The organism is Bacillus sp. FDAARGOS_527, from assembly GCF_003812125.1.
GTDB classification, from domain to species: Bacteria; Bacillota; Bacilli; order Bacillales; family Bacillaceae_G; genus Bacillus_A; species Bacillus_A paranthracis.
Window position 1 is genome coordinate 1198388 of sequence record NZ_CP033795.1, and the last position, 22855, is coordinate 1221242.

Here is a 22855-nt window from a genome sequence, read left to right on the forward strand (position 1 = left end):
TAAAAAAACTATTCTAAACATAAGTGAAAGCGGTGCCTTTCAGGTTTTTGTTTATTTAAAAATTAATGTGCAGGTATCGTCTTTAACCAAAATTTTAAATTCAAGGGAGGAAAAGAATTGGAAAATAAGCATTTCAAGAGAGTTTTTAATACCCTTCTTGCATGTATGTTGATTGTGCCAACACTTTTAGCAAGCATGATTGTGCCGCGGCATGTAGGGGCAAATACGTCTAATCCATGGGTTACAATTTCATCTGTTGGAAACGAAATCAATGCATTAATAGAACAAAATGGTAAGTCATATGCAAGGCTTGGAGCAGGTGCTGGCAACGATAATGGGGCTAAAGCTGCAGTTTTTCAAGAGCAGAATAAAGTCGCTAAAGAATCAGGAACGATGGAATATAGTTTTATTCCAGAAACAAAGGGACAAGATACTAGATTCGGTTTCTATCCTCATTATATTGACAATAATAATTTCGTTTTTGTAGGCTACGACTCACTTGGATGGTTCTACGAATACAAATATCAAGGGAAAGGTGAATGGCTAAAAACTAGACCTAATGTTCCACTTCCAGAGGCTGGAACTTCGCACTCTATTAAAATTGATTATAATAAAACCACTTTGAATATTACGTTAGATGGAAAAGATTTATTTGGACCGGTTACCTTATCTAATGATGTAAATAACCTTCTTACAGGTAAGGAAGCGATTAAACTTGGGGCTTATGGAGATAAAAATAGTCAAGTACTCATTGAATTAGGAAAGGCGCCTGGGGATGGAGGCACAGATCCAGGAAATGAAAAACTTGTCGACATTACGGATAATAAATTGGAAGAAGGTGATTTGAAAATTATCTCAGGTGACGGAAAAGTTACCTATAATGAAGATGGTTCAGCCACTTTCGGTGTTACATCTACCCAAAAGAATCGAATTGTCTACAACCAAATGAAGGCGATTAAAAATGGTGTTTTTGAAGCGGATGTTACTACTAATACTGATAAGATGAATCGTTTTGGATTTATCTATCGTGTTCAAAATTCATCTACATACACATATGTAGGAACAGGGGATACGAACGATCAGTATTTTGGAGAAACTTTTGGCCCTATAAACAATTGGACGTCGATGACTTCAAACGTGCCGTTAAAAGCAAAACAAACATACCATTTACGTTTAGTATTCATGGACGATGTTGCGACGTTATACATTGATGATAAAAAGGTAGATTCTTGGACTTTAACAGGTGGTGTAGATCAAGCTGGCTTACTAGGATTTGAAAAAAGCCGAGGTGCTGCCGATATTACGATTTCAAATGTCAAAATAAAGGAATATAGTGCACCAAAGCCTCCAGATACTCAACCAGTAGAAAATATAATAAAGTCAAAGTATATGGACGTCACAATTGACCAAGTATTCCCGCGGATTGTGAAATACAAAGTGGGCGATAAAGTAATGAGCGGACAGGAAGCTCCTGTTTACGGATTGAAAGTAAATGGTGGACTATACTATCCTAAAGTAAAATTTGAAAAGTTAAACGATAGTGAAGCACTATATACATTAAAAGTTGTAGATGAAATGAAAAACCTTGATGCGGTATTTAAGGTATCTGTAAAGGTGAATGATAATAAGGTTGTTTATAGCTTCGATGAAATTAAGAATAATGGTAGTGCCAAAATCGAGACGGTTGAGTTTGCTGATATGAACTTTATATCGGTAAATTCGGAACAAAAAGGTGCAAAAGCTAAATTAACGAATATTAGTACAGATGTTAGGAAAACAGGTGATGTAGATGTAAGCGTAGATTCTTCTATGGGAGAAATAGGTACATCTACTAAAAATTATACAGCATTCTTGTCAGCTGACGAATTGAGCGCAGGTGTATGGTCTAGTTCAGAAGTGGACGGCTATAAAAATTTAGTTGCAAATCGATATGTAAATAAAAATGGTGCTAAAGCAATGGGAATCGGTTCTAGTGCACTTTATTATCAAAGAGATTTTATGCCAGAACCACAAAAAGATAAACCAACTATTAAAATAGCTATTGCTAAAGATTTGAATAATGATAATAAGGCAGACTGGCAAGATGCGGCGATTGCATACCGTGATATTATGCAAGACATTAAAGGATACCAAGATGTAAACAATAATGTTGGAATGCGTATTGCAATGAATTTCGGCTCACAAGCGCAACAACCATTCTTAAAAACATCCGATAATGTGAAAAAGGTTGCTCTTGCTACAGATGAATTGGGGCAAGCGGTCATATTAAAAGGATATGCAAACGAAGGGCATGATAGTGGTCATCCAGATTATGGTGATGTGGGCGAACGTATGGGAGGCGTTAAAGATTTAAATACGCTTATTAAAGAGGGACATAAGTATAATACCCAATTCGGTGTCCATATAAATGCTCAAGAAACTTATCCAGAAGCGAAAGCTTTCAATAATGATTTTATTGATCGTCCAAGTTCATTAGGATGGGGATGGTTAGATCAATCTTATACAATTAATAAATTAAAAGATTTGTATTCTGGATCGCGTGCGAAGAGACTAGATGAATTGAAAACGACTGTTCCTGATCTTGACTTTATTTATTTAGATGTATGGTATCAAAATCAATGGGAATCAAATAGAATAGCAGATCAATTTAAAGATAGAGGTTGGAGATTAACAACGGAATTTGGTGGTTCTATGGCCAATTACTCAACGTGGCAACATTGGGCTACTGATAAAAACTACGGTGGACCGGAAAGTAAAGGGATTAACTCAGAAGTACTGCGTTTTATTAGTAATCACCAAAGAGATTCTTGGGTGTTGAATTGGCCTGAAGTAGGTGGAACTGCTGACCATCCATTACTTGGTGGATTTGAATTAGCTGGTTTCGAAGGATGGCAATCTGATAAGAATTTCGATAACTTTATTCGTATGACATTTGATACGAATTTACCTACTAAATTCCTACAAAAATATTATATAACGAACTGGACAAATGTAGAAGGGGATAAGAGCAAGACGAACTTAGAAAAGGAAATAAAATTGAAGGACCCAAGCAATGGGGATGTTGTCGATGTAACTAGAAAAGACAATGCTAGAGAACGTGTTATTAAGCTAAATGGAAATGTTATACTTGATGGCCATGCGTATTTAATTCCTTGGGTGAAACAAGACTTTAAAAATCCAACTGCTGATTCAGAAAAATTATATCACTGGAATTTGGAAGGTGGTACAACGACTTGGACACTTCCAGATGAATATAAAAATGCCACTACTGTTTATGTATACAAATTGACAGATCAAGGTAGAACAGATGTGAAAGAAGTAAAGGTCGTAAATAATAAGATAACTTTGACAGCAAGTGCCGCAACTCCTTATGTTGTCGTACCAAAAAGAGATAAGGGTTTGGAAATCTTTGACTACAATTGGGGCAAGGATGCTCATATATATGATGGGGGATTCAATACAGGAAAAGTAAGCGCATATACAACTATTGAGGGTGATAATAAAGCAGTAAGCGTCATCAGAACGAATCAAACTGGAAACAACCGTAATGTAAGTAGTGGAGATTACTACTTAAACATTGATAGTCCATCAAAAGATACAACTGTTTCCCGTGTCCTTACTGGTTTGGAATCAGGTAAAAATTACGTAGCAGAGGTATATGTTGAAAACAATAGTGATGTAAAGGCCGGAATTACAGTAACAGGTGGGAAAGAAGATGCTAGCAATTACACACTTCGCAGCCTGCAAAAGAACTATGTTAAGGCAGATTCACATGCCACAAATGATGGATACAACAGCAAAATGCAAATCATGCAAGTGAGCTTTACAGCTGTATCTAATAGGGCTAAATTAACTCTAAGCCGTGATTCTGGGAAAGGGAACACAAAATTTGATGACATTCGAATCGTTCAAAAGTCTTTAAAAAATAATGTCTCACCGACGGAATTTAAACAAGATTTTGAATCGGTAGTACAAGGTATTTATCCGTTTGTTATTGGTAATACAGAAGGTGTAGAAGACAACAGAATTCATTTGTCTGAATTGCATGCTCCATATACGCAAAAAGGATGGGCAGGTAAAAAATTAGTCGATGATGTATTAGGTGGGAATTGGTCCGTTAAAGTGAACACCGGAAATAAAGGTTTGCTGTACCGTACTATTCCTCAAAATTATCGTTTCGAACCAGGCGTAACTTATAAAGTATCATTTGACTACCAAACAACAGCAAATGCATTCCGCTTTATTTCAGGGGATCAAGAAATTGATGTTCGAGACATTGCGAGTGCAAAGGGATTGAGTGTGAATAACACTCTTACTGCATCTACTGACACAAAAACAGCAGAGTTTACTGTGACAGGTTCTGAGAACGGTCAAACTTACGTTGGAATTTTCAGTGATGGAACGAATTTAAATGGAGATACCGGAGCAGGTACGTTTATTTTAGATAATTTACGTATTGAAAAGGTGACTACAGGGGGAGAGACACAGAGGTAAAAATCTCAAATTAAGATAAAGCGAGTTTTATCGTTCGTGTAATATCGTGAAAGAAAAGAGGTTGACCAAAAGGTAGCTGAATAGCTATAAAGGTTAACCTCTTTTTCATATAAGTATGTCACCACAACGAAATTACGGGCAGAAAGGAAGGATTCTCTTAGGTTTGTAGAGTATAAAAAGAAGTTGTCACCAAAAGATCAATTTTAAGGATCCTTTGAGACAACCTCTTTCAATTTAAAGCAACTAATTCTATTTATCCCGCTTTAATGGGCAGTAAGACCCCCACCTCAAAATGCAGCGAAAGCAAGAAGTTAGGTGGGGGATGAAGAAAACCCCCATTGATTAAAGTTTCACTTTATTTGGCACTACTTCAATAACTAGATTATCAATCATAATATCTTTATAACCGTTAAAGTTAGCTTGTGAGCCTTTCACACCATTAGTATTAGCTGCTTTATTAGTGGAATAAATGCCAAACCAGCTTTGCCCGGATTTATCTCCTGTTAAAGTAAAGGAATATGTGCCAGCTCTTGTATTCTTATCACTACTTGCGGTCGATTTTAATTCCTCCTTCGTTAATACTCCTTTTTCTTCAAATGGAGCATTACCTGTCACCACTGAATACGTTCCATCACTACCTGCTTCATAATCAAAAGTAATTTTATAGGTTACTTCTGGTTTAAATGTGAAGTTTTGAGGGATCGTTTGATACACAAGAGCATCACCTTCTGTTAATCCATTCGTTTTAAGTGACCATTTACCTGCGATAACATCATTTACTATTTTTTGGTTCCAACCTCTTTGTGTATATGGTGCATGTAATTCAGACAGGTGTGTTCTATTATCTTCTACGCCTTCAATATTACCAATTACAAACGGATAGATGCCTTGTACTACGTTTTCAAAGTCTTGTACGAATTTATGATCGCTTACTTGGTTTTCGGCATTACTTTCCACGATGCGAATATCATCAAAGTAACTTGCGCCATTTCCACTATCTCTAGATAAATCGATGGTTACATCTGATGTTCTATTGCCAGTTTCAAAAAACACATACATATTTTGAAAGTAACTTGTTCCATCCACAGTTGAAGTCATTTGACCATCAGCTTTTGCTTGCTCAGAGCCTAGTGTATTATGTGCGTATGCTCTTACATAGTTTTTAGCAATAGATTTACCAGTACTATTTGTGTACTCTTTGTCGTTAGAAGTAATTGTTAAGCTTGCTTGTGCTTCACTTCGGTTGTCTATACCCACATATGCAGCATACCTTGTATTAGGTTTTAGGTCTGTTAATTTTTGAGTTACATGTACTTTCTTTTTATTATTGGAGATTGTTAGCATATTATTATTACCTTCACTCTTCGTGATCTTAACAGCTTTTGAGTCTCCTTTAATTTTCCAATCTTTTAGGGAATTGCTATTAAATCCAGTATCTATAAGGTGCATTCCTTCACTCCATTTAACATCTTTATTGGACTTTGGCCCTTTATAAATTACATATGGAGTAGATTTTTTTGCATCTAATGTGATTTTTCCATTTTCAATTTTAACATTTTTCATTTTCTCTTTACCTAATTCTGTTAACTCATACACTTTAACGGTACCTTGCCAACCAGTAGGGACAGTCCACGTTGTTTTTCCACCGTTTGTGTTCCAGTGATATAATTTTTCATTCTCTGCTGATAATTTTTTACCATTTTGATCCCAAGACCATGGAAATAAATATTTTTCGTCACCAGGTTTACCTTCAAATATTTGTTTACCATTTAATGTCATAGTTCTTGTTCGATAGCCATCTTGATCATTTGCAAAATTATTTGATTTTCTTTCAATTGTAAGTGTATTTTCACTAGATTCATCCTTTAATACTGTCTTCATACCTGGTACCCAGTTGTAAGGTTGTTGCTTATCATCTTTCATTTCAACTGCTTTACCATTTTCCCACTGTGTGACTTTATAATGTTGAATGAATTTGGTTGGAATATTTACCGCAAATAAATTATCAATATACGCTTTGTAGTCACTCCTACCTTGCCAACCTTCAAAGTCTTTCATACTGTATCCACCTAATAATGGAGCATCTGCATCGCCTCCATACTTAGGATAGTTACCAATCCATGCATCTTTTTGATGGTTTTTAATGAAACGGGTGATTGTACTATTAATGCCTTTTAGCGTATACCCGCCATAAGTTAAATCGGCTGCCCAGTGTTGGAATGTAGAATCATACTCATTTGCATATCCCCACTCACTACCTAAGCGCCAACCTAAACTGTTTATTTCTTTACTTAATTGACGGCTCGGCCATGTGCTATTATCACCTGACTGTCCATTACCCCAAACATCTACATAAATAAAATCTAAATCATTTTTTTTACCACCAAGAACATCATATAAATCTTTGAATCGTTGTGCTCTACCATTTCTTAAATCATAATCAGCGTTAATGTTTATTCCTTGGTCAATCCAGTTCCAACCATATTTATAAGTTCCATCTGGATTTTTTAATAAACGATCTTCTTGGAAATATTTTGACTCTGGATATGTTTCACTTGCATTCACATGAACACCAAAAGATGCCCCATATTCTTTCCCCTTTGTTAGCAATGCTTTCATGTCCTTTGCACCGCCAATTCGGGTTCCAATATCAGCATAATTTAAATGACCAGAATCATGTCCTTCACTACCATAACCTTTTAGTAGAATAGATTGTCCTAGTCCATCAGTATTTAAATAAAACTTTTTTACTCCGTCTAAAGCCATTAAGAAAGGATTTTGGGCTTGACTGCCAAAGTTCATATTAACACGGTAACCAACTAAGTCTGGAACCTTTTCTGCCCCTAGAGGTTCGTTCATAATTTTTCTATAAGCAATTGCTCCGTCTTGCCAGTTTATCTTTTTATCATCATTAGCGTCAGCAGTAATGATTACTTTCACGGACGGCATTTCATCAACCTTATTAACTGTTCCATCCTTTAGCTCTAGAGTGCCATCTTCTTTACGATGTCCTTCTGACTTTTGATACGTCCAGAAGGTACTACTTAGACCAAGTGTTTTTTTTCCTGTACTATTAGTCGTAGCAGTTGCCGTAATTCTTTGAGCATCGGTCTTTGCAGCATAAGAATCTGGAGTCAATTTTTTTGCTAAACTATTCTCTGTATTCGACCATATACTTGCACTTAATTCATCAGTAGAAAGAAAGGCATACATATATCCTTTTTGCTCTTCATCTTTCGTAATTAAACTTTCATCAACCTTTACCTGTCTATCACCATTAATACGTGTATTTGTTGACATCTGTACGCCATCTAGCACTGCGTTTTTTTGACTGTTATTTACAGAAATTAAATTATGATTTGGAATTTCGATAGTTTTTACGATTTTGTTGTCGACGATCTTTGTAATATTGAATTCTAATATATTCTCTTTAACAGCCAACTCAGCAGTAATAACCGCAGAGATATTGTTGGGAGTATCTATTACCGTCATCTCATATACAACTTTCTCTGAGGAAACTTTTGTTTTTACTTTTGGTTTTACTGCTACATCATTTATAAGGATTGTATTTAATGTCTCAGTCTGTCCGTAAAAAGTCTTTCCTGCTCCATTTCCGGATTTTAAATCGTATTGAATGACTCTTGGAAAATTCACATCAACGAGAACATTCATTTGATTAGATGAAATAACCGCATTTGGGCTTTGAGAAATGATTTGATTTTCAGCTTGTTTAGTTTGTTTAGTATCCGTGGTTCCTTCGGCTTGGATTAGGGAACCATTTGTAAAACAAGTAGAACCTACGACACAACTTGTTACAAGTGTTGCAATCTTCCTCTTGAATTTCCTTTTCGATTTTTTCATATGTACCCCCTCGTTTCCATTTTGGCAATTTTGATATGGATGGTTTTTCACAGGTATAGATTACTTTATGATCTTTTAAACTTAATATTTTGATAGAATGTGAAGCTTGTATAGTAGTTGAGAATCTATTAAAACCAGAAGTAGTTTCCAGTATCTATCTGTACCCATAGATTACTTTTTGTGAAATGCTTACACAAGTGAGATATTGCTATGTTTTTTAGAAATATTGTTTTTTGTAATGTTGAAAATAAGATAAATAACAAATAATCCTGGTTTATAAAGCTAGGGTTATTTTATTGCTAGTGTAATATTGTGGATGAAAGGTCTATCTCGGTGGAGGTAGGCCACATTGTGTTCATTGAATCGTCGGAAATCGTTCTTCAAAACATGTACTTTTTTATGTTTTTAGTGAGATGTTAAAAATGAAAAGCAACATGTCTAAAAAATACGACAAGATGTTGATTGTAGAAGTGTTTTTACGTACGTATAATGTAACAAAATAGCTTGCTAAACGGGTGATTCTAGTATGCTAATAGCTTCTTCGGAGAAAGCAAAACGTATATTCGAATGGTGGTTATCCCATACATCCGTTCATAAAATGATAAAAGGTACATAGAACTTGCATCGTAACAACCTAAAACGCTATGAGACTAGAGGAGGTAAATGATGATGATATATCAAGCTATCCAGCAGTTAATTGATCGTGCTATCAAAATTCAATTAATTGAACAAGAAGATGCAATATATACAAGGAATAAAATCCTTGCCTTACTTCGTTTAGATGACTTTGTAGTGGAAGCACCAGCTCCTGGGCCTGCAAAGAAAGCAATTTCGGAGCTGTTGGAAGAGTTAATAGAATATGCTTGTATGCATAAAGTCATTGAGGAAGTACTGGATGAGAAGGAGATTTTAGCAAGTGTAATTATGGATGTTTTTATGTCCAAACCGTCCGTTATCAATACTCTATTTTATGAAAAATACGAACAAAATCCGAAGGCTGCGACAGATTACTTCTATGAATTAAGTAAAAACAGCAACTATATCCAAATGAAGCAAATTGCCAAAAATATAAATTATAAAGTAAATACGGAATACGGTGCCATTGATATAACAATTAATTTATCAAAACCAGAAAAAGACCCTAAACAAATTGCTAAAGAAAGAGTATTGGAAAATACAAATTATCCAAAATGTTTACTCTGTATAGAGAATGAAGGATATAGGGGCAGAATTGGACATCCTGCACGCTCGAATCATCGTATGATTCGAATGAACATTACAGATGAAAGCTGGTTTCTACAGTATTCTCCGTATATATACTTCAATGAACACTGTATTGTATTGTCCTCAGACCACCGGGAAATGAAAATTGATCGTCAAACATTTTTACGTTTATTAAAATTTGTAGAAAAATTCCCGCATTATTTCCTTGGTTCCAATGCAGATTTGCCAATTGTAGGAGGGTCTATTTTAACACATGACCACTATCAAGGTGGAAACTATGAATTTGCTATGGCAAATGCATCGAACGACCTAATTTTTGAACTAACTAACTTTCCAAAAATGCAATGTTCGATTATTAAATGGCCTATGTCAGTTATTCGCTTAAGAAGTAACGACATAGAACAAATAGTAAATGCAGGGGAGTACATATTAGAGAGTTGGAAGGGATATAGTGATCCTTCTGTTAATATATTTGCATTTACGAATGATGTTCCGCATAATACGATTACTCCTATTGCTCGTTACCGGAATAATATGTACGAATTGGATCTAGTTTTACGGAACAATTATACAAGTGAGGAACATCCACTGGGTATTTTCCACCCGCATGCGGAAATACAACATATTAAAAAGGAAAATATCGGTCTGATTGAAGTAATGGGGCTAGCTGTACTTCCTGCTCGTTTAAAAACAGAACTTCAGGAAGTGGGGAAATTCTTACTTAATATTCCAAATAATATTCCAGCACCTCATATACAATGGGCAGAACAATTAAAAACCAAATATGAAAATAGGATGAATGAACAAAATATACAGGAGATTATCAGAGAAGAATTGGGACAGAAATTTATTCAGGCGCTTGAAGATGCTGGTGTTTTTAAACGAGATGAAGAAGGGATATCAGCGTTCAAACGTTTTATTCAAACTTTAATTTAGGAAGGGATTTGGTAGTTATAGTGAAGAACAAAAGCCTCAATGAATAAAGCTTCACAGTATTAAAAAAATAGAAAAAACTAAACAACATCTCATATTCCTATGAGATGTTGTTTTAGTATGGTTCTGTTGCATGTATTATGACATCTAATAAACCGGGGAATCTAGCATTTAAGTCATCTTCACGAATTGAAATGAAACGTTGTGTGCCTTCAAGGCGTGTATACATAACACCAGATTCACGTAAAACTTTGAAATGGTGAGATAAAGTTGATTTCGCAATTGGAATATTTAACGCACCACAAGATTGTTCCTTTTTCTCTAGTAGCATAGTTACAATTTGTAAACGAATTTGATCACTAAGTGCATATAAAATAGAAGAAAATTGAATTTCTTCTCGATTTGGATGATAGAGAGTACGCATTTTTTCACCTGCTCGTATAAGTTAATATATTTGCACTATAACATATAAAGTGATATATTTCTATTGTTCGAATATATTCGAACAATAGAAATATAGGGGGAGAAAAAAATGAAGTATACAAAATTGCAAAAGGCAGGACTACATATTTCAAAGTTGGGGTTAGGAACAAACGCTGTAGGGGGACATAATTTATATGCTGATGTGAATGAGGAAGAAGGAAAACAATTAATAGAAGAAGCTATGGGGCAAGGGATTACCTTTATTGATACAGCAGATTCATACGGTTTCGGCAGATCAGAAGAATTGGTAGGGGAAGTATTGAAGGGAAAACGCCACGAAGTTGTACTTGCTACAAAAGGTGGAATACAACCGTTATTAAATGGAGAGGTTTATATGAATAATGAACCGAGCTATTTAAGAAATGCTGTAGAAAATAGCTTAAGAAGATTACAAACTGATTATATTGATTTATATTATTTACATTTTACAAACCCAGAAACAAGTTACATAGATTCAATTGGAGAACTTACTCGCCTAAAAGAAGAAGGGAAAATTCGTTCAATTGGAATATCTAACGTAAACGTAGAGCAATTAAAAGAAGCGAATCAGCATGGGCACATAGATGTTGTACAATCACCGTATAATATGTTAGATCGTACTGCTGGGCAAGAACTTTTGCCATATTGTATAGAATCAGGTATTTCATTTATTCCTTACGGGCCTCTTGCTTTTGGGATACTAGGTGGTAAATATACAGAAGATTTCAAATTGAATAAAGGAGATTGGCGTCAAAGTGTAAATCTATTTGAAGAGAATACATATAAGAGCAACTTTAAGAAAGTTGAAAAGTTAAAAGACATAGCTAAAGAAAAGGATCTCGAATTATCACATTTAGCTTTAGCATGGTTATTAAACCAAAAAGGAATTGATACTGTTATTCCTGGTGGGAAACGAGCGGAGCAAATAAGAGAAAGTGTAAGAGCGGTGGAAGTTTCATTGAATGAAGATGTCATGAAAGAGATTGAATCTATTTTAGAAGATTAGTTGAAAGGAGGGATAATTCCCTCCTTTTATATAAAAGGAGAAGATTTAAATGAAAAGAGTACTAGCTGTATTCTTTACAATCATGTTTATGATCGGTACAGATACTTTCTTAATTTCACCACTGTTACCCACATTACAACAGGTGTATCATATTTCAACTGAGTTGTCAGGGTGGATGGTGAGTTCATATGCTTTAGGATACGCTGCATTTGCACTTATCGCTGGTCCTATATCAGATAGTTTAAACAGAAAAAAAGTGATGGTAATAGGAATGAGTTTTTTTGCGTTAAGTACGTTTTTATGTGGAATTGCACCGAGTTTTCTATGGATGTTAACATTTAGATTTTTAGCAGGTGTAAGTGCAGCCTTTGTATCTCCACAAGTGTGGGTATCTATTCCACTGCTTATAGAGAAGGAACAAATTGTAAAGGCAATTGGGATTGCAACAGCAGGATTGTCACTCTCTCAAATTTTAGGACTGCCAGTTGGATCATATTTAGCAATGATACACTATACAACACCATTCTTCGTCATTGGTATATTATCAGCATTACTTGTCATTCTTATTTATGTAGTATTACCAGAAATACAACCGGTTCATATAAGGGAAAATAAAACAAATATCTTAAAGCGCTATAAACAATTACTTTCAGATTCTAAGGTTTCACTTTCTTATTTTGCATATTTTGTTTTTCAAACTGGTAATTTTGCTACATTTTCATTCTTTGGTGTGTGGCTGTCTATTCAATTTGGCTTGCAAATTCATGAAATAGGCACAGCTATGCTCGTATTAGGATTAGGAAATTTAACTGGTAATATTTTTGGACCTAGAATCGTAAATAAAATTGGTTATAACCTTTCATTCTATGGTGGAATTATATTTACAGCAGTGCTATATGTATTACTTCCCCATGTAAATAACATTATATTGGTGGAGTTATTGTTCTTTGTTTTATTTTTTGTAACAGGAATTTTGTTTGTATTAATGATGAGGCACTTACAAAATATGTCTAGTGTAGCAAGAGGAACAGGAGCCGCGCTTGCAAATGCTTCTATGTATATTGGTCAAATGATTGGAGCGGCAATAGCAGGAATGTTATTTGCAGCATCTCACAATTTTATATTTGTAGGTAGTTTTACTGCAATATTATATATTATAGCTGTATTTCTGTTTAGAAAAAGTGAAAAGCTTACTGAAAATAGTGAAATAGGAATTGCGTCATAAAGTCTTTACAAATAAAAAAGAGCCCAAAAATAAAAATCCCTATAGAGATAGGGATTCATATATCGGCATATAGCTCCTTGGAAAAGGATATACTGAGTATAACATATAGGACTACTTGTAATTGTGAAATAGTTGTGAAAGTAATGTGAAAAATAACATAATAAAAAGCACTGTTTTAGCTAATGAACTAAAACAGTGCTTTTCTCTTTGATTGAACAGTTGCTGCATTTTCATCATGTATGCCTGCATCTTTAATAATTCGTTGTTTAGCTTTATTTAATAGATGGTTTACTGCTTCTCCAAAATAGTTAGCTTCGCTTTTTGTGCGGGCTTCTCGTAAACATTTATAGTTTTCTAGCAGTTCCTCTTTTTCAGTGTCTGTTAAGAAATCTTCTATTTTCTTTTTTGTCATACGAAACACCCTTTCTTCTGACAAACGACGCAATAGAAAATATTTATTGTTTATTATAGCAATAATTTTCAAAAAAAGTATAGACTAACGTCGCAATAATTTGTCAATTTCTTGAATCTTCTCATCAGCTTTCCCGATTTGCGTATTTTTAGCCTGTTCGCCACCAAGAGCTTGATGTAGTAAAAAAGTCTGACCGGAAATAGCAGTCACAATGGATACTTTAATAATTTCTTTTATTAAGGTGACATCAAATAAAACGAGTCCAAGAAGTGCAGCTAGACTACCAGTGAAAATATCAGTCAAAAACCCAAAGTGAAAAAAAGTCTTCAAACGGCGTGGAAGCAATAACTTACCTTGGTTATTGATTAGATGGGAAACGAAACCGGTAATGCCACCAACGAGTATAGCAGTTAGCCATTGATACATTTCCATCGAATCCACTCCTTTTAGTGAATAAGATTCGATTATTTTATATTGATTCCTTTTAATATTTCATAGAAGCATATTGAGAAAGTTTGTTTGGGGGTATTACGTATTCAATTTAATTATAACAGAAAAATCTGATATATTTCAGTCTATTATATGAAGCTGTTATTCCTTAATATGAATACAGAAAAGGGTGCGTGATATGAATATAGATTACCGAATAAGAAGTGTGGATGGTTATACAAAAAATATAGGGGAATTAGTAAGCATGCTGGAGCATACGAGGGCTGTAACATTACAGGAAATAAACGATCTATCAGTTGAGCAATTAGATTCAATTATGTCAAGTGGTGGGAATTCTATCGGAGCTTTATTAAAGCATATAGCAGCTATAGAAAAAGCTCACCAACTTATTTCATTTCAAGAACGTGACTTTACAAAAGAAGAATTAGAAATATGGGAAGACGCACTCTATTTAGGGGAATCGGGGAGAACGATTCGTGGACATGAAATACAGTATTATGTACAACTTTTGCAAAAAGTTCGAGAAGAATCTCTGAAGTATTTGAGTGAACAAGATGATGCATGGCTAATGTCAGAAAGAAAGTGGCCTAACGGTGTAGCGCATAACCAGTACTATCTATGGTTTCATGTGCTAGAAGATGAGATTAATCACCGTGGACAAATTAGAATGATGAAAAATAAAATGTTTGAAAATTACGTTAAATAAGGTAGCTTTTTAAATAAATATTCCATATAATGAGAGTAATTAAAAAGAGAACGGGGTGATGTATTATGGCGAAAATAACTTATAGGAATAATAAACCAAATACAAAGGTGGATGGAAAGGGCGAGACTATATAAGGGAGCGCACGATCCTTCCGCTTAGCTTACACTAGGGAGGATATCAATTTGAATCAAAATATTTTAGAATCGTTCGGCTGGGATTCTTTTTTTGAGGAACAAGCTGTTGAGAACTTTGAAGTAGGACGAATTTTACTTGAGCATAAGCATATATATCGAATTATTTGTAATGATGGTGAATATATGGCAGAGCTGTCTGGAAAGTTTCGACATGAAGCAGTAACGAAGGGAGATTATCCAGCAGTTGGTGATTGGGTGTATATAAAGAAAATAGAGAATGAAAAGAAAGCAATTATTCATCGTATTTTTCCAAGAAGAAGCTCTTTTTCTAGACAAGAGGCTGGTACTCGAACGGAAGAACAAGTAATAGCAGCAAATGTAGATTATCTATTTTTAGTGAATGCACTTAATCATGATTTTAATGTAAGAAGAATGGAACGTTATTTACTATTAGCGTATGAAAGCGGTGCAATGCCTGTTATTGTTTTAACAAAGAGTAGTTTATGTGAAGATGTGGAACAGAAAATTATAGAAACGGAAGCTGTGGCAATTGGTGTTCCAATCTTCGTCGTTGATAGTGTAGAGCATACCGGTATTGAATCGTTGCAGCAATTCGTTACTTCAGGAAAAACAATTGCTTTAGTCGGGTCATCAGGGGTTGGAAAATCCACTTTGTTAAATGCACTTATAGGAATTGAAGTAGCAAAAACGGGAGATATTCGTGAGGAAGATAGTAAAGGAAGGCATACGACAACTCATCGTGAATTGTTTCGATTACCGAGTGGTAGTTTAGTTATTGATACTCCTGGTATGAGGGAGTTGCAGCTTTGGGAAGGAAGCGATGCAATTCAAACAACATTTTCTGATATTGAAGAACTAGGAAAAACGTGCCGTTTTAGGGACTGCAAGCATGAAAATGAGCCAGGGTGTGCAGTGCATAAGGCAATTGATAACGGAATGATTACGATAAATCGTTTGCAAAGTTATAAAAAATTACAAAGAGAACTAGCATATTTTATGAGAAAACAAGATGCTATTCTTGCAAGAGCAGAGCGTGAGAAGTGGAAGAAGATTTCCAAACAACATAAAAAAATGTAAGAAACCAAAGGAATATTCCTTTGGTTTTTTACATTTGTAAATTTTATAATAATATTATTCAAATATATAGACAAATAGAATTTATTTGTTTAAACTTTACAAAGTATTCATCATAATAGGTTATGAAAATAATAATTCGGGAATGGAAAATATTTACGATTAACGAGATTTACCTTATAAAATTGAAAAGCAGGAGGTTTGTAATGGGTAGACTATTAAATTGGTTTCGTGATATGAAAGTAGCAAAAAAACTATTAATTTCATTTTTTGTCATTTTAATTGCAGCTGTCTCTATTATTGGAGGCATGTCTTATCAAACAGCTAAAAAGAATTTTGAATCACAAATTACGAGTAGTGCTCACGACAATATAAAAATATTAGATAATTTAATCAATCAAATGATTGAGGCAAAATTTAATGATATAAATAATTTTGCGCGAGTGATTCAAGGGAATATGTATCAAGGGGAAAATCAAGATGAATTAAGAAAGATGTTATCTCAATATATTAATTTAAATAAAGATGTTGAACAAGTATACGTTGCTGGAAATGATAAGAAATTTGTGCAAGAACCAAATATACAAATGGCAGCGGACTATGATCCAACAGAACGTTCTTGGTATAAAGATGCAGTGGCAAAACAAGGTGGTATTGTAATTACTGAGCCGTATAAGGCAAAAGGAAATGGACATATTGTCGTAACGATTGCAAAACAAGCAGAAGATAAAAACGGTGTTGTAGCGATAGATTTAAGTTTAGATAATTTATTAAAAACAACGAAGTTAATTAATATTGGTAAAAAGGGATATGCTTTCATTTTAGATGGGAAACAAAAAATAATTGCACATCCTCAAGAGAAGTCAGGAGAAAAAGCATCTGATTCTTGGGCGAGGAAAATTTATGAAGATAATCATGGTGCTTTTTCATATATGTATGACGGTAGCGAAAAACAAATGGTATTTGCTACAAATGTAAAAACAGGTTGGAAAATCAGTGGGACGATGTACTCAAATGAAGTAATTGAAGCTGCGCAGCCTGTATTTTATAATATGTTAATTGTTATGTTCATTTCATTAGTTATAGGCGGGGCACTTATTTATTTTGTGACACTTTCTATAACGAAGCCATTAAAAAGATTAGTTGTCACTTCTAAAGAAATAAGTGAGGGAGATCTAACGCAAACCATCGAAATTCATTCTAATGATGAAATTGGTCAACTTGCAAAAGGATTTAATGAGATGACTGATGCATTGCGAACATTAATCGGAAGAATTAATACTTCGGCTGGACATGTTGCAGCAGCATCAGAAGAGCTAACGGCAAGTGTAAGACAAGCGAGTGAAGCGACTGAGCAAATTACAATGGCAATGGATGAAATATCGAGTGGGGCAACAACACAAACAACAAGTGTAGAAAATGGTGCAATGTTACTATTTAATGTAACAGAAGGAATTCAACATGTAGCAAATAGCTCATCATCAATTAGTACGGCTTCTGCGCATACTCGTGAAAAAGCAGAAGATGGTGGAAAACTAGTAGGAAAAACAGTAAATCAAATGCAGTCTATTGCAGAATCTGTTTCACAGTCAGATGAAGTTATACAGTTATTAAATAATAAATCAAAACAAATTGGTGACATACTAGAAGTCATTCAAAATATTGCAGATCAAACAAATCTTCTAGCTTTGAATGCGGCAATTGAAGCTGCAAGAGCAGGAGAGCACGGAAGAGGATTTGCAATCGTTGCAGATGAAGTACGTAAATTGGCGGAGAAGTCTAGCGTATCTTCTAGTGAAATTAGTAAATTAATAAGTGAAATACAAGATGACATGAGTAAGACGGTAAAATCAATGGGGCATGTAAATGAAGAAGTTCAATCTGGACTTGTAATTGCGAATGAAACGAAGCAAAACTTTACTGAGATTTTACAATCTACAAACGAAATTGCCGATCAAATTAAAACGATGGTTGAAACGGCTAACGGGATGTCAAAAGGTGCAAATGAAGTGTCTATTTCGGTAGGACAAATTGCAATGACAGCGCAGAATAATGCGACGAGTACTCAAAACGTTGCAGCATCAGCGGAAGAACAATTAGCTTCGATGGAGGAAATTGGTTCTGCAGCTGGTACGCTTTCTCAAATGGCTGAAGAGTTACAAGTATTAATTGAAAGATTTAAAGTTTAATAGAGAACAGACTACTCCAAGATAGCAGTATGCTATTGGAGTAGTCTATTTTTTTTGTAAAATTAAATAGAAATACACAATACTTTTATGAGGTTTAAATATATATTTTGTATAATATTTGTCGAAAAATAAAGGTATTTGTTAACTTTGTGTATAATTATAATCATATAGAATACAAATAAAAGGAGATTCGTATGGGAGTGTATTGGGGGACAAAAAGACATTCTTGGCTTAGTTATGTCTCATTTTGGTTAAGTATTTCATTTTTTATTGTTTTTCTCATTGAAGTGTTTATTTTTAAAACACTTTCAAATAGTTCAGTGCAAATTGTTAAATATTTTTATTTTATATTTGTACCAGTAAACATCTTTCTTAGTTTAAAGTTACTCTTTAAGAAGAATGAAAAGAAAGCATTACCTATTTTTAGTTTTATAGTATCATTATTATTTACAATTCTAATACTAGTATTAGCGTTAGCAGCTACTGGGAAATTCTTTTAAGGAGAGTGATGTAAATCACTCTCCTTTTTTGATGTGAGCAAATAATGATTGGGAATAGGTTTAAAATTTAAGGAGGATTAAGTAATAAAGTAAGCCACATAATAATGAAGACTGAATAAAGTGTTTTTATATACTTATGAAGCAAATGAATACGGTTAGAACGTTGATATATGGTACAATACATATGGATAGTGATAGAGATAAAGAGTATATAAAATACTCATCGTTTTTTAGTAAGAGAGGGGTTATCTTATGCTATACGAGGATTTGATGACATTATTTCAAGCAGCTCCGAAAGAAGAAGGTAGAGGCGCTTGGAAATATATAATCCAGGAACGAAATGATAAATATGAAATTGTTAATGAAATGTTGAAAAATCAAATGAGTGTTGAATTGTATTTTAATGAATATGATGAGGTGAAAATCACTTTATATAAAGATGGAATGCCTATTTCGACGATGCAAAGAATTGCGATTTCAAAAGTTGAATTAGATGAAGAAGAAGAAGGGATTCAATTCGTTTTAGAACGTATGCCTAGTCGAATGATTCGGTTGCAATTAAAGCCATATTTGGCACTCGAAATGGGGCCGTACTGGGAAGTATGTGATGATTGTGAGTAAATATATATAAAAAGCATCCAATAACATGGATGCTTTTTATGTTTTTTGAAGTTGTTTAAAAGCAATAATCGGAAGTAAAATGATGCTAACCCACCCGATTACTGGATATAGAATATGGAGTAATTCACTGTAACCAACGTAACTAAAGCAATAACTTATTAGTAAAATGAAGAAAATAATATTGTTATTTTTCCAGCCAGTGATGGATTGCATTTGTTTTGTCATTCCGAACACATTGCCAACTAAAGTTGTGAATACTTCACCGAAAATGATAAGAACAAAGAAAAAGTGAAAAGTGGCATTGAATTTTCTTATGACTTCAGCCATTGGAATGTTATATTGATAAAATTGGTCGACTGATAAGATAGCTAAATGGCTACATAATAATATTAAAGAAAGTCCTGCCCCACCTAAAATACCGCCCCATAAAATGGCCTTTCGATCTTTTACTTCGCTGGCTAACGGAACGAGGACGCTTTGGGCGAGAGAAAGATTTAAGGCGACATATGTAATAGGACTAGTTATCCACTTCATATTCCAGCTTTCTGCAGGAATAGTGTTACTAATAGGAGTTGTACCGTGAAAAAACGTTGTAATAGCAAGTCCGATAATGAAAATCATCATAATAGGTACGACAAGTGTATTAACTTCAAAAACCCCTTGTAATCCGCGACTACCTATAATGAGACAGGCGATTACTGTAATGAAAATACCGAGTTGTCTTGGTAAACGAAGTTGCTCTTCGAATACCGCCCCAGCTCCTGATAACATAACGCTCGTTACACCAAATAATACGAGCAATAATAATGTGTTTACGACATTTCCAAATACATCCCCAAATAAATATTTGTTAAATTCTTGCGCTGAAAATGCACCGATTTGTGAGGAGAGTAACATCATTTTTGTACCGAGCCAAATAAAAAAAAATCCACTTATACATATGCCAATTGTTCCATAAAAGCCATTCACTGTAAAAAATTCAACAATTTCTCGTCCAGTAGCAAATCCAGCTCCAACGACTGTTCCAATATAAGTAGCAGCGACTTTCTTTGCTACTTGCCATTGTTGATTGTCCATGTTATCCCTCTTTCTACTACGATGAGCTTGATTTACTATTATGCATATGTATGAGCTTGGACAATTAGACGTATGAAGTGTTTGAAAACATACATGAATTAATACATATTAGGGAAATATTAAAGGTGTTAAAACTTTGTTACATATAAGCTAATCGTTCGAAAGGATAGGAAATGTATGGTAACATGTAACTAGGTTATGAAAAGATAATCATTACAAAATGATAAGAGGAGTGGATTGTATGAGTACGAAAACAAATGTTGTTGAAGTATTAAACAAGCAGGTAGCAAACTGGAATGTGTTATATGTGAAACTACATAATTATCACTGGTATGTGACAGGACCACACTTCTTTACATTACATGAGAAATTTGAAGAGTTTTACAATGAAGCTGGAACGTATATTGATGAATTAGCAGAACGTATTTTAGCATTGGAAGGTAAGCCGTTAGCGACAATGAAAGAATATCTTGCAACATCTAGTGTGAATGAAGGGACAAGCAAGGAATCTGCAGAAGAAATGGTGCAAACATTAGTAAATGATTACTCAGCACTTATTCAAGAACTAAAAGAAGGCATGGAAGTTGCTGGTGAAGCTGGAGATGAAACATCAGCGGACATGTTGTTAGCAATTCATACAACATTAGAACAACATGTATGGATGCTAAGTGCGTTCTTAAAATAAAGTGAAACTTTAATCAGTGGGGGGCTTACTGCCCATTAAAGCGGGATAAATATAAGAATATAAAGAAAAAAGTCATTGAAAAATTCTTTCAATGACTTTTTTGTGATTTTTCAGTTTTCTTTTATGCTATAATATAGTAAAAAGGAGGCGATGCGATGTTTCGCTTTTTCAAAACTGGAAAAGAAGAGCGTGAAATTACGAAAGATGAATTGGAACAAGCGATGGCCAAGTTTCTAGAAAAGAATGCTAATATCGTTTATACAGTATTAGTAAATGATGATTATACAGTGAATTATGATTTGTTAAAGCCGTATTTACCTGCATTTCCAACAAACCATTTTCTTATTACGAAGGAAACGCTTGAGGTATTTGAACATACAGAAGAAAACTTAAACCTAGTGAAAGAAATTGATATTGTACAAAAGGCAGTAGATCAGTATGTAACAGAAAAAGAAATGTTTCCAATTGTAGAAGGTAGTGAAGATCGCCTCATATGCGGAATGAAACTAGGACCTTACTTAGATCGTATATTAAAAAGAGACTTATATATTTCAGAAAAACATTATTTAGTTTCAAGTAAACCAGATAGAAAAAAACAAAAGAGTGGGTAGATGTATTGAGAACAACAATAAATATATTGTTGTCTTTTTTTGGTTGTAAAAATATTCATTTTTCAGTCTATTTAACTTTATACTAAATTTATTGGGTAAAGAGGAGTAATAATTGAGTATCATTTTAAGAATAAAGTTATTGTTAGCTTGAGTTATATAACGATTACAGAATGATATAAAGGTTTGAGACATAAATATTATAACAGGTTACGGGGGAGTAGATGTATGAAAAATGGTATGACTTACATTCAATTATTAAATGAAACGTTACATTGCTATGCAAGTAAAGGAAGTTTAGAAGCGTACACTTATATAATGGAGCATGCTAAAGGTATAGTAGGGAATGAGGCTCAAATATATAATTTTAAATATGCATTAGCGAGTGCAGCAGGACTTGAAGAAGAAGCGTTGCATTTAATGAAGGAAGCTATTATAGAAAAAGGTTTTTGGTATGGATATGAGTATTTAATTTCGGACGATGATTTAAAACCACTACATAAATTTGAAGGGTTTCATCAAATGGTTCAATTATGTAAAGAAAGAGAAGAGTTAGCAAAGAAAACAGAACGAGCAGATGTGAAATATATAGAAAGTAAGAAAAAAGAAAAACTATTTATTGCAATGCACGGTGATCAAGAAAATATAGGAATAATAGAACCATATTGGAAATCTGTTTTGGTACAAAATTATACGTTAGCTTTACCACAGTCTTCGAAAATCCAGTTTTCAGATGGGTTTGTATGGGATGATTTACATAGAGGGAAAGAAGAATTAAAAGAGCATTACGATAAGCTTATAGAGAACCGTACAGTAGAACATGTAATAATTGGCGGTTTTTCTGCTGGAGCAAGAGTAGCTCTATATACAATTTTACAAAAAGATATAGCTGTGGATGGGTTTATTTTTATGGCACCGTGGCTTCCAGAGGTTGAAGAATGGAATGAGTTGCTGGGAGTACTACAGGATAAACATATAAAGGGATATATAGTCTGCGGTGATCAAGATGAAGATTGTTTCGAATGCACACAGCAATTTGTACAATTATTAAGAGATAAGAATATAGAACATAAGTATAAAATTATACCTAACTTAAATCATGATTATCCTATTCACTTTGAAGAGGTATTGAAAGAAGCTATTGAATATATAGGGAATGAAAACAATAAGTAG

17 protein-coding genes and 1 pseudogene are annotated in these 22855 nt (G+C 34.1%); 13 read left to right on the top strand and 5 right to left on the bottom strand.

Annotated features, from left to right (window positions below; all coding sequences use genetic code 11):
- The first annotated feature begins 117 nt into the window (after window positions 1–117).
- Complete coding sequence (locus tag EGX95_RS08505) at window positions 118–4494, top strand: endo-alpha-N-acetylgalactosaminidase family protein (protein ID WP_000428203.1); 4377 nt, start codon at window positions 118–120, stop codon at window positions 4492–4494.
- A 342-nt stretch (window positions 4495–4836) separates the two neighbouring features.
- Here EGX95_RS08505 and EGX95_RS08510 read toward each other — a convergent pair whose 3' ends face one another.
- The gene (locus EGX95_RS08510) at window positions 4837–8355 is read right to left on the bottom strand and encodes an endo-alpha-N-acetylgalactosaminidase family protein (RefSeq protein WP_002081353.1); all 3519 of its coding nucleotides are present in this window, start codon (window positions 8353–8355) and stop codon (window positions 4837–4839) included.
- Between the two features lie 669 nt (window positions 8356–9024).
- On the opposite strand from EGX95_RS08510, the gene galT reads away from it, so the two are divergent.
- The gene (galT, locus tag EGX95_RS08515) at window positions 9025–10515 is read left to right on the top strand and encodes a UDP-glucose--hexose-1-phosphate uridylyltransferase (protein ID WP_002081352.1); all 1491 of its coding nucleotides are present in this window, start codon (window positions 9025–9027) and stop codon (window positions 10513–10515) included.
- A gap of 112 nt (window positions 10516–10627) precedes the next feature.
- On the opposite strand, the gene EGX95_RS08520 is transcribed toward galT, so the two are convergent.
- Window positions 10628–10936 (bottom strand): ArsR/SmtB family transcription factor, encoded by a 309-nt coding sequence (locus EGX95_RS08520; RefSeq protein ID WP_001259892.1) that lies wholly within the window; start codon window positions 10934–10936, stop codon window positions 10628–10630.
- Between the two features lie 108 nt (window positions 10937–11044).
- On the opposite strand from EGX95_RS08520, the gene EGX95_RS08525 reads away from it, so the two are divergent.
- Both EGX95_RS08525 and EGX95_RS08530 read left to right on the top strand, forming a co-directional pair.
- Window positions 11045–11980 carry an aldo/keto reductase gene (locus EGX95_RS08525; protein WP_000877937.1) on the top strand — a complete coding sequence of 312 codons (936 nt, stop codon included), beginning with the start codon at window positions 11045–11047 and terminating at the stop codon, window positions 11978–11980.
- 49 nt (window positions 11981–12029) lie between these two features.
- Window positions 12030–13205, top strand: a complete 1176-nt coding sequence (locus EGX95_RS08530; RefSeq protein ID WP_000832295.1) for an MFS transporter — start codon at window positions 12030–12032, stop codon at window positions 13203–13205.
- A 187-nt stretch (window positions 13206–13392) separates the two neighbouring features.
- Here EGX95_RS08530 and EGX95_RS08535 read toward each other — a convergent pair whose 3' ends face one another.
- Together EGX95_RS08535 and EGX95_RS08540 are read right to left on the bottom strand one after the other, a co-directional pair.
- The gene (locus EGX95_RS08535) at window positions 13393–13617 is read right to left on the bottom strand and encodes a hypothetical protein (RefSeq protein ID WP_000162601.1); all 225 of its coding nucleotides are present in this window, start codon (window positions 13615–13617) and stop codon (window positions 13393–13395) included.
- Window positions 13618–13701: 84 nt separating this feature from the next.
- Entirely contained in the window at window positions 13702–14049 is a 348-nt protein-coding gene (locus EGX95_RS08540; protein ID WP_000426313.1) for a DUF4257 domain-containing protein, read from the bottom strand.
- A 196-nt stretch (window positions 14050–14245) separates the two neighbouring features.
- Between EGX95_RS08540 and EGX95_RS08545 the strand changes: the two genes are divergently transcribed.
- From EGX95_RS08545 to EGX95_RS08565, 6 genes and pseudogenes are all read left to right on the top strand, one after another.
- A complete protein-coding gene (locus EGX95_RS08545; protein WP_001019113.1) occupies window positions 14246–14773 on the top strand; it encodes a DinB family protein in 528 nt (175 codons plus the stop codon).
- 182 nt (window positions 14774–14955) lie between these two features.
- Window positions 14956–16005 (top strand): ribosome small subunit-dependent GTPase A, encoded by a 1050-nt coding sequence (gene rsgA / locus EGX95_RS08550; RefSeq protein WP_001073061.1) that lies wholly within the window; start codon window positions 14956–14958, stop codon window positions 16003–16005.
- A gap of 398 nt (window positions 16006–16403) precedes the next feature.
- Window positions 16404–17249 (top strand): annotated as a pseudogene (locus EGX95_RS31110) (cache domain-containing protein); the annotation flags it as partial.
- A gap of 123 nt (window positions 17250–17372) precedes the next feature.
- The gene (locus EGX95_RS31115) at window positions 17373–18191 is read left to right on the top strand and encodes a methyl-accepting chemotaxis protein (RefSeq protein WP_406566173.1); all 819 of its coding nucleotides are present in this window, start codon (window positions 17373–17375) and stop codon (window positions 18189–18191) included.
- A gap of 194 nt (window positions 18192–18385) precedes the next feature.
- Complete coding sequence (locus tag EGX95_RS08560; RefSeq protein ID WP_000539566.1) at window positions 18386–18691, top strand: hypothetical protein; 306 nt, start codon at window positions 18386–18388, stop codon at window positions 18689–18691.
- Window positions 18692–18943: 252 nt separating this feature from the next.
- Window positions 18944–19312 (top strand): DUF3979 family protein, encoded by a 369-nt coding sequence (locus EGX95_RS08565; protein ID WP_000965078.1) that lies wholly within the window; start codon window positions 18944–18946, stop codon window positions 19310–19312.
- A 36-nt stretch (window positions 19313–19348) separates the two neighbouring features.
- Here the strand turns inward: EGX95_RS08565 and EGX95_RS08570 are convergent, their stop codons facing one another.
- Window positions 19349–20389 (bottom strand): YkvI family membrane protein, encoded by a 1041-nt coding sequence (locus EGX95_RS08570; RefSeq protein WP_001990330.1) that lies wholly within the window; start codon window positions 20387–20389, stop codon window positions 19349–19351.
- 241 nt (window positions 20390–20630) lie between these two features.
- On the opposite strand from EGX95_RS08570, the gene EGX95_RS08575 reads away from it, so the two are divergent.
- The 3 genes from EGX95_RS08575 (at window position 20631) to EGX95_RS08585 (ending at window position 22855) form a co-directional block, all read left to right on the top strand.
- A complete protein-coding gene (locus tag EGX95_RS08575) occupies window positions 20631–21074 on the top strand; it encodes a Dps family protein (protein WP_000105198.1) in 444 nt (147 codons plus the stop codon).
- Window positions 21075–21229: 155 nt separating this feature from the next.
- Window positions 21230–21685 carry a DUF3939 domain-containing protein gene (locus EGX95_RS08580; protein ID WP_000488187.1) on the top strand — a complete coding sequence of 152 codons (456 nt, stop codon included), beginning with the start codon at window positions 21230–21232 and terminating at the stop codon, window positions 21683–21685.
- 225 nt (window positions 21686–21910) lie between these two features.
- A complete protein-coding gene (locus EGX95_RS08585) occupies window positions 21911–22855 on the top strand; it encodes an alpha/beta hydrolase (protein ID WP_000788437.1) in 945 nt (314 codons plus the stop codon).